This window comes from Streptosporangium sp. NPDC050148, from assembly GCF_055586505.1.
The window spans coordinates 125,076-140,102 of record NZ_JBVJIA010000019.1; the positions used below are offsets into that span (position 1 = coordinate 125,076).

Below are 15,027 nucleotides of genomic sequence, written 5' to 3' on the forward strand. Positions count from 1 at the left end.
GCATCCCTCGTGACCCGCTTGCGCGGTGACGAGGGCCGGCCGGCGAGGGCCTCGTGGTGGTCACTCGCCCGCGTACCGCTCGGCCAGGCCCACCAGCGTCCGGGTGATGGCACCGGTACCGCCCTTGGGCGTGTACCCGTGCGGCTCGCCCTTGTTGAAGGCGGGACCGGCCATGTCAATGTGTGCCCAACGGACTCCGTCCGGTACGAATTCCCGCAGGAAGATGGCGGCCGTGAGCATGCCGCCGAAACGCTCGGGGTGCAGGTTGGCGATGTCGGCGACGGGGGAGTCGAGTCCCTTGCGGAGCTCGTCGGGCAGCGGCATGGGCCACGCGCCCTCGCCCTGCTCGCCCGCGGTCTCGACCACCTCGGCGCGCAGCGCGTCGTCGTTGGCCATGACGCCCGCCGTCCGCCAGCCCAGCGCGACGATCTGCGCGCCGGTGAGCGTGGCCACGTCGACGATCACGTCGGGCTCGTCCTCGGCGGCGCGGGCGATGCCGTCGATCAGCACCAGGCGGCCCTCGGCGTCGGTGTCGAGCACCTCGACGGTCTTGCCGGAGTAGCTGGTGAACACGTCGGAGGGGCGCTGCGCGGTGCCGCTCGGCATGTTCTCGGCCAGGCAGAGGTAGCCCACCGCGTTGACCTTCAGCCCCAGCCCGGCGATCGCGAGGATCGCGCCGAAGACCGCTCCGGCGCCTCCCATGTCCGACTTCATCCAGTCCATCGACGCCGTCGGCTTGAGCGACAGGCCGCCGGAGTCGAAGGTGATGCCCTTGCCGACGTAGGCGAGCCTGGTGCCGGCCTCGGGGTGGCTGTAGGCCAGGCGGACCAGGCGGGGCGGGTTGACCGACCCCTGGCCGACGGCGACGATGCCGCCGTAGCCGCCCTCCTTGAGCGCCGTCTCGTCCAGGACCTCCACCGACAGGCCGGCCTCGGCGCCCTTCTCCTGCACGATCTCGGCGAAGCGGGCCGGCCACAGGTCCGAGGGCGGGGTGTTGACCAGGTCGCGGACGAGCGAGACCGACTCGGCCAGGACGGTGGCGCGCTCGATGGCGGCCCGGGCGCCCTCGGCGTCGCTCAGCACGGTCAGCTCGGCCACCGGGGCGGTCTGCTCGCCGGTGGTGCGGTACCTGCTGAAGGAATAGGCGCCGAGCAGGCCGCCCAGGGCGACGGCACCGGCGGCGTCGGCGCTCGCGGCGGGCAGGGCCAGCGCCACGCGGCCGGTCCCGGCCAGGGCGCGGACGGCGGTGCCCGCGGCCCGGCGGAGCGCCTCGGCGTCGTAGCCGGACCCGTCCGCGGGGGCGTCGCCCAGGCCGACGGCGACCAGCAGGGGAGCGGTCAGCGCGCCGAAGGTGGGGATCTTGGAGATCTCGCCCGGCTTACCCTTGGCGCCCATGCCGGCGAGCGTGGTGGCCAGCCTGCCGCCGAGCGCCTCGTCGAGGCCCTCGGCCCCGGGCGCGGCGAGCAGGCCGTCCGGCCCGGTGTGCACTCCGACGACCAGGGCGTCGGAGTCGAACGAGACAGCGTTGTCAGTTGGGTTCAGCCGCACAGTGGTCACGTAGGCCGATGCTAGTAGGGCTTTCACGGTACGCATAAACGAGGGTTCGTCCTACGAATTCTATCGCATGATGGTGCCACTCGGGGTGGCACCATCCGAGGTCATGGTGCTAATGTCGATAGCATCATGCTGATCACACTGGATCTGAACGATCCCCGGCCGCTGCACGAGCAGGTGGCCGAGGCGATCAGGCGTGCCGTCGCCGAGGGGTCCTACGCACCGGGAGACCGCCTCCCTCCGGCAAGGGACCTGGCCGCCGCGCTGGGGATCAACGCCAACACGGTGCTGCGCGCCCTGCGGGACCTGCGGGACGAGGGGGTCCTGGAGTTCCGGCGGGGACGCGGCGTGAGCGTCCTCAACCGTCCCAACCCGCGCAGCGTCATCGAGGAGAAGCTGCGCTCCCTGCTCGCCGAGGCGGTCCAGTACGGCTACCGCCACGACGACGTCATCGAGCTCATCAGGGAACTGTCGTGACCGGGCCCCGGGGCCCGGTCCTTGGAGGGAATGATCGAATGAGTCTGCGAGCCCGTTTCCTGTCCGCCGCCGTCGGCTGGTTCGCGCTGGTGGCCGTCGCGCTGACGGCTCCGGCGCTGGCACTGCGCGAGCGGCTGCCGGACCCGCTCGCGACGCACTGGGGCGTCTCCGGCGCCCCCGACCGTTCCATGTCGTTCGACGCCTTCCTGTGGCTCCAGGTGGGCGTGTGGGCGGTGCTGGTGGGCGCGGCCGTCGTGCCCTGCCTCGCCGGCCGCCTGTCGCTCAGGCGCAGGACGGCGCGCATGAGCACCGGAGCCCTGCTGGGCGGCGGCGGCCTGTTCCTCCTGGGGATCGAGGCCGTCACGCTGGCCGCCAACCTGGACGCCCCCGCCTGGTGGCGGGCCTCTCCCCTGGGGTGGGGCGTGCCGGTCGCGGTCCTCGGGCTGCTGGCGGGCGGCTGGCTCGGCGCCCTCGCCGCCAGGCCGGGCCCCGACGACGTCCCGGAGACCGGCGCGGTTCGGCGGCTCTCACTGGGCGCCGACCAGCGCGCGGTCTGGGTCTCCTCGGTGCACAACGTCGCGCTGGTGGTGGTCGGCGGATCGCTGCTGGCCACCGGGGCGGGGTGCGCCGTGTTCGCCCTGATCGGCGGCGAGGGCGTCCTGTGGAGCATGGCGGGCACCCTGATCCTCGTGGGGCTGGTGGGCCTGATCTTCAGCTCGGCGCGGGTGCAGGTCACCGAGGAGGGCATCGTGATCTTCTACGGTCCGCTGCGCCTTCCCCGGTGGCGCATCCCGATCAAGCGGGTGGAACGGGCCTGGTCGGAGAAGCTGTTCCCGTCCGCCGTCGGGGGCTGGGGCATCCGCGGCCTGCCGGGGTCGGCCACGGTCATGCTCCGCGGCGGGGAGTGCCTGGTGCTGGGCTACGTCTCCGGTGGCCGGCTCGCCATCTCGATCGACGACGCCGAGAACGGCGCGGCCCTGGTCAACACCCTCGTGGCCAGGGAGTCCACCGGCCCCGGCGCCCGCTGACACCCGGTGTCACGGCGCCTCGGGCGCCTCACTCACCCCACCGCATCCGTGCCGACGTCCCCTGCGCCGTGCCCACGGCGCCCCACCTTCATCGCTCTCCGTCGCCCTCCGTCGCCCTGTCCGCGCCGGTGCTCCCCGCCGTCATGCCCTCGGCACCTCGTCCCTGGCACCTCGTCTCCGGCGCCTTGTCCCCTGGGCCTCGTCCCCGGTCCGCGTCCCCACCACCGTGCCCTCCCCTCTGCCCGCGCCCTCGCGCCGGCGTCCGAAAGGTGGTCCCATGCTGCGTCGTTTCCCCGACCTGTGGTTGTTCCTGTCCGTCGCGTTCGGCCTGTCCTGGCTGGTCGCCCTTCCCCTCTGGTTCGCGGACGCGCGGCTCGGCGCGCCCCTGTTCTTCCCGGTCGCGCTGGTGATGATGTTCACGCCGGCCCTCGGCGTCCTCGCCGTCCGGGCCCGCGACAGGCGGCTCGGACGGCCCGGCACCACCTGGCGTGAGTGGGCGGGACACACCGGGTTGCGGCTGGGAGAGCGACGCGGGCGGACGCTCGCGCTGGTCGTCCTGGCCTGGTTCGGCATCCCCGCCCTAGTGGCCGTCGCGATCGTGCTCAGTGCCGCCCTGGGGCTGGTCTCCGTCGACCTGCGGGGGCTGAGCTTCTTCCGTCAGGGCCTGGCCGCCTCCGGTACGGGGCCGTCCCCGACGGATCCCGCGATCCTGGCGTGGACACAGGTCGCGTTGATGGTCCTGATCGCCCCGCTGGTCAACTCGGTCGCGGCCTTCGGGGAGGAGTGGGGGTGGCGGGGATGGTTGCTGCCGCGTCTGGCACCGCTCGGCACGTGGCGGGCCCTGCTGGCGTCCGGTGTGATCTGGGGGGCATGGCACTTCCCGCTCACCCTGCGCGGGTACAACTACCCCGAGCTGGGAGCGTGGGCGGCGCCGATGTTCGTCGTCTTCTGCGTGGCCTTCGGGGCACTGCTCGGCTGGCTCCGGCTGTACTCGGGGAGCGTCTGGCCCGCGGTCGTCGGGCACGGATCGATGAACGCCTCGGCCGGCCTGATCATGGTCGTGGGCGACGCGGCCGACCCGCCCGTTCTCGCGCTCGCGGGGATCACGAGCCTGGTCGGATCCGCACTGCTGGCCGTGGTCTCGGCCCTGCTGTTCGCCTGCCGTCCGGTCGGGGCGCCCGTCCCGGTCGTCCCGGTCCGGCAGGAGGTGGCGTGACAGGGGGCTGATCGACAGCCGTGGTGGCCTGCGACGGGCGGGGGCGCGACGGGGGCGCGCCGGTGGCCGAAGGAGGGCGGGTGGTGGCGGGCCGGAGGTCGTGCCGGAGCTCAGTTCGCGAGCACCGTGCAGGCCAGGAGCGTCGCCGCGGTGGCGGTCTCGACGAGGGCGCCGAGCACGTCACCGGTCACGCCGCCCAGCCGCCGTACGGCCCGGCGGCGCAGCGCCCACGCCGCCAGCAGGCCCACCGCCACGGCCAGGGGAAGACCCCAGGGCGCGAGGAACGGCCCGAGACCCGCCGTGAGGCCGTAGTCCAGGACGATCCCGTCACCGGGGACGTAGCTCACGTAACCGTATCCGTCCCCTTCGAAGGAGGGGGAGGCGTACCCGCCGAGGATGCCGAGCTCGTGGATCCAGGCCAGCGCCGCCGTTGCCGCGAGCGTCAGCGCGGTGACGACCAGCACGGTGCCCCACCGGACGGTGCCCGCGACCATCGCGCCGAGGCCGTCGGGGCGGGCGGACGGGACACCGGTCCGGCAGGCCCAGGTGAGGGCGAGGCGCCCGGCCGCACAGGCCACGACCAGGGTGACGGGCCCCGCCTCCGCCCGGATCGCCTCGTGCAGGGCGGTCACCTGGACCAGCAGGGTGAGGACCAGGGTGACCACCCCGAACGGGCCGATGTCCGACCGCTTCATGATCTTCAGAGCCCGCTCGGCCGGCCTCCCGCTGCCCAGCCCGTCGGCGAGGTCGGCCAGCCCGTCCAGATGGAGTCCCCGGGTGAGCAGCGCCACGGTCGCCACCGCCAGTACCGATGCCGGGAGCGGGGTCACGGCCAGCCACAGGGAGATCGTCAGTACCAGCGCTGCGACGGCCCCGATCGCCACTCCGACCAGCGGGGCGACCGCCATCGCGATCCCTGCGGCCCGGCGGTCGACCACCCCCGGCCGGACCGGGAACACGCTCAGCGTGCCGACGGCGAGACGGATCCCGTCGGCCGTCGTCGAGGGCCTGTCCGAGGGGCCCTGCGGCTCCGGCGGTGTCGGGGGCGTGTCCGGGGAGGGGGGCGCGGGCATGACCGGTGATCCTAGCCCGCCCCGGTCGCACCCCGGCTGAGCAGGCCGGGGGATGGGGCGGTGGTGGATCCGTTCGAAGGGGGGCGGCCGGTGCCATCCGGTCGGGGGGGACGGCCGGTGTCGCGTTCGGTCGAAGGTGGGCGGCGTCGGCTCCGGCGGGGACAGCCGGTGCCGGGTCCGGTCGGGGGGGATCCGGTCAGGGGGACGGCCGGTGTCGGATCCGGTCAGGGGAGATCTGGTCAGGGGGACGGCCGGTATCGCGTTCGGGCGAAGATGGGCGGCTTCGGCGGGGACGGCCGGTTTCAGATCGGGCCGAGGAGGCGACCGGCGACGACGAGGCCGACGTCCTCCGACTCCATGGACAGGCGCTGGTTCAGGCGGCCGAGGGCGTCGCGGAACATCCGGCCGCTGGAGGTGTGGGGGACCACGCCGAGGCCGACCTCGTCGGAGACCGCCACCACCCGGACACGGGTCTGCCGCCAGGCCGCCACCAGCTCGTCGCACCGGGCCGCGACCGCGTCGAGACCCTCCCCGCCCGACCAGGCCCCGCACTCGTCGAAGACGGCGGTGATCCAGGTGCCGAGCCCGTCGATCAGCAACGGGCTCGCGGCGGACCGCAGTATCCCGGCCAGGTCGGTGGTCTCGGCGGTCCCCCAGTGGGTGGGCCTGCGATCGCGATGAGCCCGGACCCGGCGCGACCACTCGGGGTCACCCTCTCCGGACGGCCCGGTCGCGACGTAGAGGACATCGGGCTCGGCCGCCAGCCGCAGTTCGGCCTCCGCCGACTTGCCGGACCGGCTGCCGCCGAGCAGCAGGGTCCGCCGGGGCGGGGAGGGTGGGGTGGGCGGGGGGGCGCGAAGGTCGATGACCGTGCCGTCCGGTACGGTCCGCACCCCCCACAGCGCGGTCCTGCGGGCGAGCTCGGTCTCCGTCGGCACCCGGTGGTCGACGTCGACGGCCACCACGTGCGTCCGCTCGCCCACCAGCCCCCGCCGCCGCAGGTCCCCCAGCCGCTCCGGCCGGTCCAGGACGTCCACCAGCACCATGTCCAGTTCCTCCGCCGGGCCGGTGGCCGCGTACGGGAACGGCAGGGCGGGGAGGGCGGCCGCGTACAGGATGCGCAGGCCGTCGGGCGTGGTGACGGTGAGGCCGTCGGGACCCGACCGGGCGCGGTAACCGGGCGGCAGCGGCCCGGCGGGCGGAGGCAGGACGACGACTCCGGACGACGGGAGGTCACCGTGGGGGACGGGAGCGCCGGGTGCCACGTGGGGAACGGGTCCGTCGGGTGCCACGTGGGGAACGGGTCCGTCGGGCGCCATGTGGGGGATGGGGCCGCCGGGTGGCAGGCGGGGGCCGGATTCGTCGGGTGGTGGGTGGGGGACGGGGCCGCCGGGTGGTACCCGGGGAGTGGGGCCGTCGAGCCGTACCGAGGTGCGGCTCCGGCCAGGGGGGACGCGGGCGCACGAGGCGCATCCGCACCCGGGGGCCGGCCAGCCCGCCGCGCTCGCCGTGCCGGAGATCAGGACCTTCACACCCGGTATCCCATCAGGTCGTCGAAGGGGCCAGGGCCCCGGCCCGGAGGCGGAGTACGGGACGTGATCACGCCTGCACGCCTGCGGGCGGCCCGGCGAGGTAGGGTTCGCTGAGCCGACGAGGGGCAACGGCGAGACCCGCGAGAAGGAGCTGTGGCATGACGTGGCGCTGGCGTTATGAAAACGCGAACGGTGGCGAGATGGCCGAGGGTGTGACGCCGTCCGACACGTTCCCCAGCCAGGCCGACGCCGAGTCGTGGCTCGGTGAAAGCTGGCGTGAGCTGCTGGACTCCGGGGTCGAGAAGGTCACCCTGCTCGAGGGCGAGCGCGTCGAGTACGAGGGGATGTCGCTGCGCCCGGAGTGAACCCCGGCAAGCCGGGTGAACCGGAGCAACAAGCCGGATCAAGCAAAGTGAGCAGAGCGAGCCCCGGCAGGCCGGAATGAACCGGAGCAAGCCGGGGCGAGCCAAAGCGACCGTGAACGGCGGGCTCCCGGTTTCCCGCCGAGGCAGGGGCTCGGGAGCCCGCCGTTCCTGGTCCTTGCCACTACGAGAGCCCTTGCCGCGACGAGAGTCCTCGCGGCTACGAGAGTCCTCGCCGCGATGAGAGACCGGACCGGAGGTCAGGGACGCTTCGGCGGGCTCACGGTCTTGGCGGGGTCACGCTCGACGACCGGGCCGAGAATGTCGTCGATCTTCTTCAGCACCTCGGCGTCCAGCTTCACACCGGAGGCCTTGACGTTGTCGCGGACCTGCTCGGGCCTGCTGGCGCCGACGATGGCGGAGGACACGTTCGGGTTCTGCAGCACCCAGGCCACCGCGAGCTGGGCCATGCTCAGGCCCAGGTCACCGGCCACCGGCTGCAGCTCCTGGACGCGGGTGAGCACGTCGTCGTTGAGCATCCGGGAGATGAAGTTGCCACCCGCGGGGTCGGTGGCCCGGGAACCCTCCGGGGGAGGCTGGCCCGGCAGGTACTTGCCGGTGAGCACGCCCTGGCCGATCGGCGAGAAGACGACCTGCCCGACGCCCTCCTTCTCGCTCAGCGGCACGATCTCGGCCTCGATGACCCGCCACAGCATGGAGTACTGGGGCTGGTTGGAGACCAGGCGGTCGAAGCCCATCTCGTCGGCGATCTTCAGTGCCCGGCCGATCTGCTCGGCGGTCCACTCGCTGACCCCGACGTACAGGACCTTGCCCTGGCGTACCAGGTCGTCGAAGGTCTTGAGGGTCTCCTCGAGCGGCGTCTCGTAGTCGAAGCGGTGCGCCTGGTAGAGATCGACGTAGTCGGTCTGCAGGCGTCGCAGCGAGCCGTGCAGGGACTCGGTGATGTGCTTGCGCGACAGGCCGCGGTCGTTCGGGCCCTTGCCCGTCGGCCAGTAGACCTTGGTGAAGATCTCCAGGGACTCGCGCCGGACGCCCTGGAGGGCGCGGCCGAGTACCTCCTCCGCCTTGGTGCCCGCGTACACGTCGGCGGTGTCGAAGGTGGTGATCCCCTCGTCGAGCGCCGCTCGCACGCACTGCTTGGCGGCGTCCTCCTCTACCTGGGAACCGTGTGTGATCCAGTTGCCGTAGCTGATCTCACTGACCATGAGACCGCTTCGGCCAAGGTGGCGGAATTCCATGGTCCGACCTTAACCGCCGGGATGATTCCAGATGATTCGGGATGCTCTGTCGGGCGTGTCGGGCTCGATGGGGTACGCGACGTGTCGGCCGTCACCTCGTGAAGAGCTCACGAGCCCGGAAATCCGGGCCGTGAATCCGTGAATCCGTGAATCCGTGGCCCGTTCCCGGCTCGGACGGCCGTCGAACGGGACCCCGGAGAATCCCCGGACGGAGAACCCTCCCGGAATCCCGGATCAGCGCGAGGAGAGATCATCGGAAACGCCTGCGAGAGCCCCGGACGCGAAGAACCCCGCCCCCGGGAACGGGGGCGGGGCTCGAAGACCGGCTCGGCGTGCCGTCCGCGGGCGCGGCCGTCAGTTCTTCGGCGGGACGGGCCTGCCGCCCGGCAGCACGGCCGGGGGCGGGAAGCGCAGCTTGCGGATCTGCAGGGCGCGCATGGCCGCGTAGAAGCCGACCCCCTTGAGGTTCTCGTCCGGGAACTTCTCCGCGGCGAGCTTCTTCACCTTCCACGACACCCAGATCGAGGTGAGCAGCACGCCGATCATCATGAGCGGCCAGCCGATCGTGATCACCGCGACGTAGATGTACCCCCGCACGCTCACCGGGAAGGGGATCCAGGTCAGCAGCAGGATCAGGATGGAGAACGGCAGGAAGTACTGGCTCACGATGCGCCGGGAGTCGACCCAGTCACGCGCGAACTTCCTGGCGGGCCCCTTGTCGCGCGCGGGGAAGTAGCGCTCGTCGCCGCGGAGCATGCCCTCGCGGGCCTTGACGCGGTCGTTCGCCTGGCGCTCGCGAAGCTGCCGGTAGGCCTCTTTGCGGTTCTGCGGGGCGTTCACCGGCTGCCGGCGACGACCTTCGGCGTCCCGTCGCTTGGGTGTGGGACGCCCCTTGCCCGCAGGCTTAGGATCGTTGGCGGAGGCGGGGGAGTCGTCCGCGGTGGTCTGGGTACGTCGGAACACAAGGCCAGCCTACCGGGACTGCAACTTAGTGACGCCCCCGCGCGTTATGCGTAGGGTGAACCCTATGGTGGCTCCGGTGCTTTTCGGGGGCCGGGATCACTGGGTGGCCCGAAGCGCACTTGAAGAAGGGGACGGCCGACGCGCATGAGCGTGATGAAGAGACTTTCGCTGATCTTCAGGTCCAAGGCGAACAACGCGTTGGACAAGATGGAAGATCCTCGCGAGACCCTGGACTACTCATATCAGCGCCAGCTGGAGTTGTTGCAGAAGGTGCGCCGCGGTGTGGCGGACGTCGCCACCTCGCGCAAGCGCGTGGAGCTTCAGATCAACCAGATCGAGGCGCAGTCGCGCAAGCTCGAGGAGCAGGGCCGCAAGGCGCTGGGGGTCGGCCGTGAGGACCTCGCCCGTGAGGCGCTGACCCGTCGTGGCAGCCTGCAGACCCAGATCGCCGACCTTCGTGTGCAGCACGACAACCTGCAGGCCGAGGAGGAGAAGCTCACCACGGCCTCCCACCGGCTGCAGGCCAAGGTCGACTCCTTCCGTACCAGGAAGGAGACGATCAAGGCGACCTACACCGCGGCCGAGGCGCAGACGCGGATCAACGAGGCGTTCTCCGGCATCTCCGAGGAGATGGGCGACGTCGGCCTGGCGATCCAGCGCGCCGAGGACAAGACGGCCTCCATGCAGGCCCGCGCGGGCGCCATCGACGAGCTGCTGGCCAGCGGCGCGCTCGACGACTTCAGCGGCCAGCGCGGCGACGACATCCAGGCCGAGCTCGACCGCATGGGCGGCGGGCACGACGTGGAGCTGGAGATCGCACGGATGAAGGCCGAGCTCGGCCAGGGCACCGGCCCGCAGGGGGCGATCACCTCCGGTCCGGGTCAGCAGCAGCCCCAGCAGCAGCCCCAGTCCCAGCAGTACCCGCAGCAGCAGGACAACCAGACCCAGCAGCTGCGTCAGCCGGGGGAGGGCCAGTGATCGTCCGCATCATGGGGGAAGGCCAGATCGACATCTCCGCGGCCGACCTCGACGTGCTCAACACGCTGGACGCCGAGCTGGAGGCCGCCATCGAGGCCGGCGAGGAGGAGGCCTTCCGCACGCGGCTGCACGCCCTGCTCGACAGGGTCCGCCACGTCGGCAAGGCCCTGCCCGACGACAGCCTGGAGTCCTCGGAACTGATCCTCCCGCCGGCCGACGCCTCCATGGAGGAAGTGCGGGAGATGCTCGGCAACGAGGGGCTGATCCCGGGCTAGCTCGGCCCCGTGGCACGGGCCCGGTCCCCTGGGCCGGGGCCCGGCCGGACGGTGACCGTCTTCCCGCTCGGACCGCTCCCGTGGTCGTCGTGGCCGTGACGACCGCGCCGGGCGTCCGGGCCGGCTGTCCGGGCCGTCATGTGCCGCCGATCGCCGCCGATCACCGCCCCCGGCGTGCCCGCGCGCCCGCCGCGCCCACCGTGTCCCCCGGTCCCGCGCGGCCGCGCCCGCGAGAACCCCGTGGTCCGCGTGACCACGGGGTCACCGCACCACGGGGTCACCGCGTCGCCCGGACGCCGCCGGTACGGCCCCCCGGCTCAGCCCCGATGCCGCGCCGATGCCGCGCCGATGTGACGCCGGTGCGTTGCCCCGTGTCCCCCCGTGTGCCGCTGCGTGCCGCTTCACGAGGCCGCTGTACCCCTTCACCGTCCTCGGCCGCCGGTACGCCGCGCGGCTCGTCCGGCCCCGTGACGGGACCCGGTTCTCCTCCCGCTCCACCCACCCTCGGGCCTCGTCCGGGCCGTGCCCGGAAACCCCGTGGAACGCGCCATCATGGCCCGTCCGGCTTGCGGTTTGATGTACGTCCTGTGACCCTTTGCCCCCACAATGGGACCCGGAAAGCGCGTACGGGAGAAGGGTGTGACCATGGCGGACCTCGCGTCCTTGCGGCCCGGGGATCCCGAGCAGGTGCGGGAGTACCGGCTCACCGCGCGTCTCGGCGAGGGTGGTCAGGGAACGGTCTTCCTGGGCGAGTCCCCGGCCGGGGTGCGGGTCGCGGTCAAGCTGCTCCGCGCCGACCTGGCGCAGGACGAGGAGGCGATGGAGCGCTTCGTCCGCGAGGTCAGCACGACCCGCCGGGTCGCGCCGTTCTGCACCGCCGCGGTGATCGACACCGGAGTCGAGGCGCACCGCCCGTACATCGTCAGCGAGTACGTCGACGGCCCGACCCTGGACGCGGTGGTGAACGGCGAGGGCCCGCGCGAGGGCGCCGCGCTGCACCGCCTGGCCATCGGCACGGTCACCGCGCTGGTCGCCATCCACCAGGCCGGGATCGTGCACCGCGACTTCAAGCCGTCCAACGTGCTGCTGGCCCCGGACGGCCCCCGGGTGATCGACTTCGGCATCGCCAAGGCCCTCGACCGCACCTCCACGCTGACCGCGATGGCGATCGGCACCCCCTCGTACATGACCCCCGAGCAACTGGCCGGGGAGAACGCGGGATCTCCCGCGGACATGTTCGCCTGGGGCTGCACGATGGTCTTCGCCGCCACCGGGCAGCCGCCGTTCGGCACCGACAGCCTTCCGGCGATCTTCAACCGGATCATGAACATGGAGCCGGACCTGTCGGCGATCGCCGACCCGGCCCTGCGCGACCTGGTCGGGCAGTGCCTGTCCAAGGACGCGGCCCAGCGGCCCACGGCGGGCGAGGCGCTGCTGCGGCTGCTCGGCCACGCGGGCGGCCCGGCCGGTACCGTGGCGCCCACCGCGCCCCGCGGCATCCTCGCCGAGGGGTCCGCAGCCGCGGCCCAGCAGACCGGCCCCGGCTCAGGCCCCGGCCTCGGACCCGATCGGCACCCGGCGGGGGACGGGTCCGGCCCCGGGTGGACCCGTCCCGCGGGCGACGACCACGTCCGGCAGGACCAGTGGGCCCACCAGAGCGGGCACCAGGACCGGCAGGCGCTCGCCTGGCAGAGCGGTCCCGGCGGGGGGCTCCCCGTCCAGGACCCGCGCGGCTCCGACCCCCGGGGCCGTCCGCAGCACTCCGGGCCGGTCGGGTACCCGCAGCCCGGCCCCCCGCAGGTCTCCGACCCTCGCGGCCGTCCGGGACGGTCCGGGCCGCAGGCTCACGACCGGCAGCCCGGCCTCGCGTACGACCCCGGGCCCCAGCGCGGTCCCGGCCTGCCGCACGACCCCGGCCCGTACGGCCACCCGGGTTTTTCCGGGCCGCAGGCGTACGCGCAGCGGCCCGGACCGCCGCAGGTCTCCGATCCGCGCGGCTACCCGGGAGGCCCCGGACCGGCCGGGTACCCGCAGACCTCCGACCCCCACGGCTCGGCCGGGCACGCGCAGAACTTCAACCCCCACGGCTCGATCGGGTACCCGCAGACCTCCGACCCCCACGGCTCGGCCGGACACGCGCAGCACCCCGACCCGCACGGAAGGCCCTGGCAGCAGGGGCACCCCGGCCCCGGCGGGTACCCGGGCCAGGGAGGGCACCCGCCGGACCCGCGGCAGCCGCACCGGGCGTACCAGAACGGCCCCGGAGCCCCTTCCCACCCCTCGTACCCGGGGCAGGGGGCGCCCGCCGGAGGCCGGAAGGTGGGGCTCGTGATCGGTGGCGCCCTGCTGGCCACGGCCCTGGTCGCCGGGGGCGTCGTGCTGGCGACGCGCCCCGACACCGGTACCGGCGGGACGGGCACCGTCCGGACGGGCGGTACACCGGGGGCGAGCACCGCGGCCTCCACCCCGGCGCCCAGCCGCTCCGAGCTGCCGCGCGCCACCAGCACGATCAGGCTTCCCGGCAGCGCGCTCACCCTCCACGAGAGCGACCAGGACCCGATCAGGCTGAGCTCGTACAGCCTGGAGTGGGACAAGAACCTCTACGTCCGCCAGGCCGGGAACGGCCGGTTCGTCAAGAACGACACGTACTTCCAGTACACGGTCAACGCCACGGGCACCCAGGCGCTGGGCACCGACCGGATGTACGACGCGCAGAGCTACTCGATCGTCTCGGTGGTGAACCACCGCACCGGTGCGGCGAGCAGGATCAGGATCACCAAGGCCCCGGTCTACCCGACGCTGCCGCAGTGGTCTCCGGACGGCAGGCGCGGCCTGGTGACGCTGTACGAGGCCGTCGGCGACACCAGCAAGGCGTACGGCTTCGCGATCATCGACGTGAACACCAGAAAGGCGAGGATCGTCCGGGTCAGGGAGAAGGACGCGGGCAGGTGGAGCTACTTCTGGCGGGGCGACGGCCGCGCCGTCGGCACCTGGGCGCTGGACGGCAAGACCCAGCGCATCCGCTTCTACGACCTCGGGGGCACCGTGCTGCAGACCCTGCTGGACGTGGGCGCCCCGATCACCGTGGAGGGCGACGACACCTCGCCGTCCGGCTCGTCGCTGCTGACCTACTGCAAGGGGACCAAGAAGGAGATCTGCGTCTGGTCGACGACGGCGGACGGCCCGCCGAAGGTCCGCGTCCCGTTCCCGACCGAACGGCTGATCGGCTGGTACGACGACGAGCACATCGCGGGCTGGCGGCGCAAGGGCTCCGGCTACGAGGCGGTGGTGTTCGACTTCACGGGACAGGTCCGGAGGGTCCTGGTCACCAGCACCGACGCCAAGGAGTACGAGAAGCAGTTCATGCGCTTCACCCGGGAGGACTGACATGCGCGAGTGGACCCACGAGGAGCACGCCCGGGCCGTCGGCACGGAGATCACCCGCATGGCCGAAGTCCTCAAGGGCCGGGACCTGTCGGTTCCGGTGCCGACCTGCCCCGGCTGGAATCTGGCGGAACTCGCCGTCCACGTCGGCGCCGTGCACCGCTGGGCGGCCACGCTGGTACGCGAGCTGGCCCAGCGGGGCCGCAACGTCGCCGACGTGGACCCGGGCCTGCCCGCCGACGTGGGCGACTACCCGGCCTGGCTCGGCGAGGGGGCCGTCCTGCTGCCCGAGGCCCTGCTCTCCCGAGAGGCCGAGACGCCGATGTGGGCCTGGGGCGGGGACCGGCGGGTGCGGTTCTGGTCGAGGCGGACGCTGCACGAGACCGTGGTGCACCGGATGGACGCCGAGCTCGCGCTGGGCGTCCCGGTCTCCGTCGACGAGGACGTGGCCGCCGACGGGGTGCAGGAGTTCCTGGAGGTGCTGCCGTACGTGCGCTGGCAGCCGGGTGTGAAGGAGCTCAGGGGCACGGGCGAGACGATCTCCCTGCAGGCCGGCACCGGAGCGGGGTGGGTGATCACCCTCGATCCCGACCGCTTCCACCACCGGCGGGAGGTACGGGCGGGGGACGTGACCGTCCGCGCAGCCACCTCGGCCGACCTGCTCCAGGTGCTGTGGGGACGGTGCGACGCCGGCGACCACGTCGTCGAGGGCGACACCGCGCTGCTGGCCCGGTGGCGCGAGCTCACCCGGATCTGACCTCCCGTCCCGGACGTCGCGACGCGCCGACCCGCTCGGGCATCGCGGGGCACCGGCCGTCCCGGGTACCGAGACGCGTCGATCACCCGGGCAGCTGTTCTCGTCCCCTCCGGAAACCACCCGGACCCACCCGGACCCATCCCGACCCACCCGCACCCGCCCCAGCCCG

13 protein-coding genes are annotated in these 15,027 nt (G+C 73.0%); 8 read left to right on the forward strand and 5 right to left on the reverse strand.

Annotated features, from left to right (window positions below; all coding sequences use genetic code 11):
- Positions 1-60 precede the first annotated feature (60 nt).
- On the reverse strand, positions 61-1,593 hold the full coding sequence (locus tag ACZ6RT_RS22270; protein ID WP_399193436.1) for a leucyl aminopeptidase: 1,533 nt from the start codon (positions 1,591-1,593) through the stop codon (positions 61-63).
- A gap of 90 nt (positions 1,594-1,683) precedes the next feature.
- Between ACZ6RT_RS22270 and ACZ6RT_RS22275 the strand changes: the two genes are divergently transcribed.
- The 3 genes from ACZ6RT_RS22275 to ACZ6RT_RS22285 all read left to right on the forward strand — a co-directional run bounded on the left by ACZ6RT_RS22275 (position 1,684) and on the right by ACZ6RT_RS22285 (position 4,275).
- Positions 1,684-2,031: a GntR family transcriptional regulator gene (locus tag ACZ6RT_RS22275; protein WP_344886725.1), complete on the forward strand. Its 348-nt coding sequence runs from the start codon at positions 1,684-1,686 to the stop codon at positions 2,029-2,031.
- 38 nt (positions 2,032-2,069) lie between these two features.
- A complete protein-coding gene (locus ACZ6RT_RS22280) occupies positions 2,070-3,059 on the forward strand; it encodes a DUF1648 domain-containing protein (RefSeq protein ID WP_470155770.1) in 990 nt (329 codons plus the stop codon).
- A gap of 277 nt (positions 3,060-3,336) precedes the next feature.
- Positions 3,337-4,275, forward strand: a complete 939-nt coding sequence (locus ACZ6RT_RS22285) for a lysostaphin resistance A-like protein (RefSeq protein ID WP_470155772.1) — start codon at positions 3,337-3,339, stop codon at positions 4,273-4,275.
- A gap of 110 nt (positions 4,276-4,385) precedes the next feature.
- Here the strand turns inward: ACZ6RT_RS22285 and ACZ6RT_RS22290 are convergent, their stop codons facing one another.
- Entirely contained in the window at positions 4,386-5,348 is a 963-nt protein-coding gene (locus ACZ6RT_RS22290) for an adenosylcobinamide-GDP ribazoletransferase (RefSeq protein WP_470155774.1), read from the reverse strand.
- Between the two features lie 302 nt (positions 5,349-5,650).
- Positions 5,651-6,613: a bifunctional adenosylcobinamide kinase/adenosylcobinamide-phosphate guanylyltransferase gene (locus ACZ6RT_RS22295; RefSeq protein ID WP_470155776.1), complete on the reverse strand. Its 963-nt coding sequence runs from the start codon at positions 6,611-6,613 to the stop codon at positions 5,651-5,653.
- A 425-nt stretch (positions 6,614-7,038) separates the two neighbouring features.
- Here ACZ6RT_RS22295 and ACZ6RT_RS22300 point away from each other — a divergent pair, with 425 nt between their 5' ends.
- Positions 7,039-7,245 (forward strand): hypothetical protein, encoded by a 207-nt coding sequence (locus tag ACZ6RT_RS22300; RefSeq protein ID WP_470155777.1) that lies wholly within the window; start codon positions 7,039-7,041, stop codon positions 7,243-7,245.
- 257 nt (positions 7,246-7,502) lie between these two features.
- Here ACZ6RT_RS22300 and ACZ6RT_RS22305 read toward each other — a convergent pair whose 3' ends face one another.
- The gene (locus tag ACZ6RT_RS22305) at positions 7,503-8,501 is read right to left on the reverse strand and encodes an aldo/keto reductase family protein (protein WP_344886733.1); all 999 of its coding nucleotides are present in this window, start codon (positions 8,499-8,501) and stop codon (positions 7,503-7,505) included.
- 354 nt (positions 8,502-8,855) lie between these two features.
- Entirely contained in the window at positions 8,856-9,464 is a 609-nt protein-coding gene (locus ACZ6RT_RS22310; protein WP_399193425.1) for a DUF3043 domain-containing protein, read from the reverse strand.
- Between the two features lie 144 nt (positions 9,465-9,608).
- Between ACZ6RT_RS22310 and ACZ6RT_RS22315 the strand changes: the two genes are divergently transcribed.
- The 4 genes from ACZ6RT_RS22315 to ACZ6RT_RS22330 all read left to right on the forward strand — a co-directional run bounded on the left by ACZ6RT_RS22315 (position 9,609) and on the right by ACZ6RT_RS22330 (position 14,858).
- Positions 9,609-10,442, forward strand: coding sequence for a PspA/IM30 family protein (locus ACZ6RT_RS22315; protein WP_470155778.1), 834 nt, complete (start codon positions 9,609-9,611; stop codon positions 10,440-10,442).
- A complete protein-coding gene (pspAA, locus tag ACZ6RT_RS22320) occupies positions 10,439-10,717 on the forward strand; it encodes a PspA-associated protein PspAA (protein ID WP_344886739.1) in 279 nt (92 codons plus the stop codon). Before ACZ6RT_RS22315 ends, pspAA begins: the two co-directional genes overlap by 4 nt.
- 645 nt (positions 10,718-11,362) lie before the next feature.
- The gene (locus ACZ6RT_RS22325; RefSeq protein ID WP_470155779.1) at positions 11,363-14,104 is read left to right on the forward strand and encodes a serine/threonine protein kinase; all 2,742 of its coding nucleotides are present in this window, start codon (positions 11,363-11,365) and stop codon (positions 14,102-14,104) included.
- Between the two features lies 1 nt (position 14,105).
- Positions 14,106-14,858, forward strand: coding sequence for a maleylpyruvate isomerase family mycothiol-dependent enzyme (locus ACZ6RT_RS22330; RefSeq protein ID WP_470155780.1), 753 nt, complete (start codon positions 14,106-14,108; stop codon positions 14,856-14,858).
- The last annotated feature ends 169 nt before the right edge of the window (positions 14,859-15,027 follow it).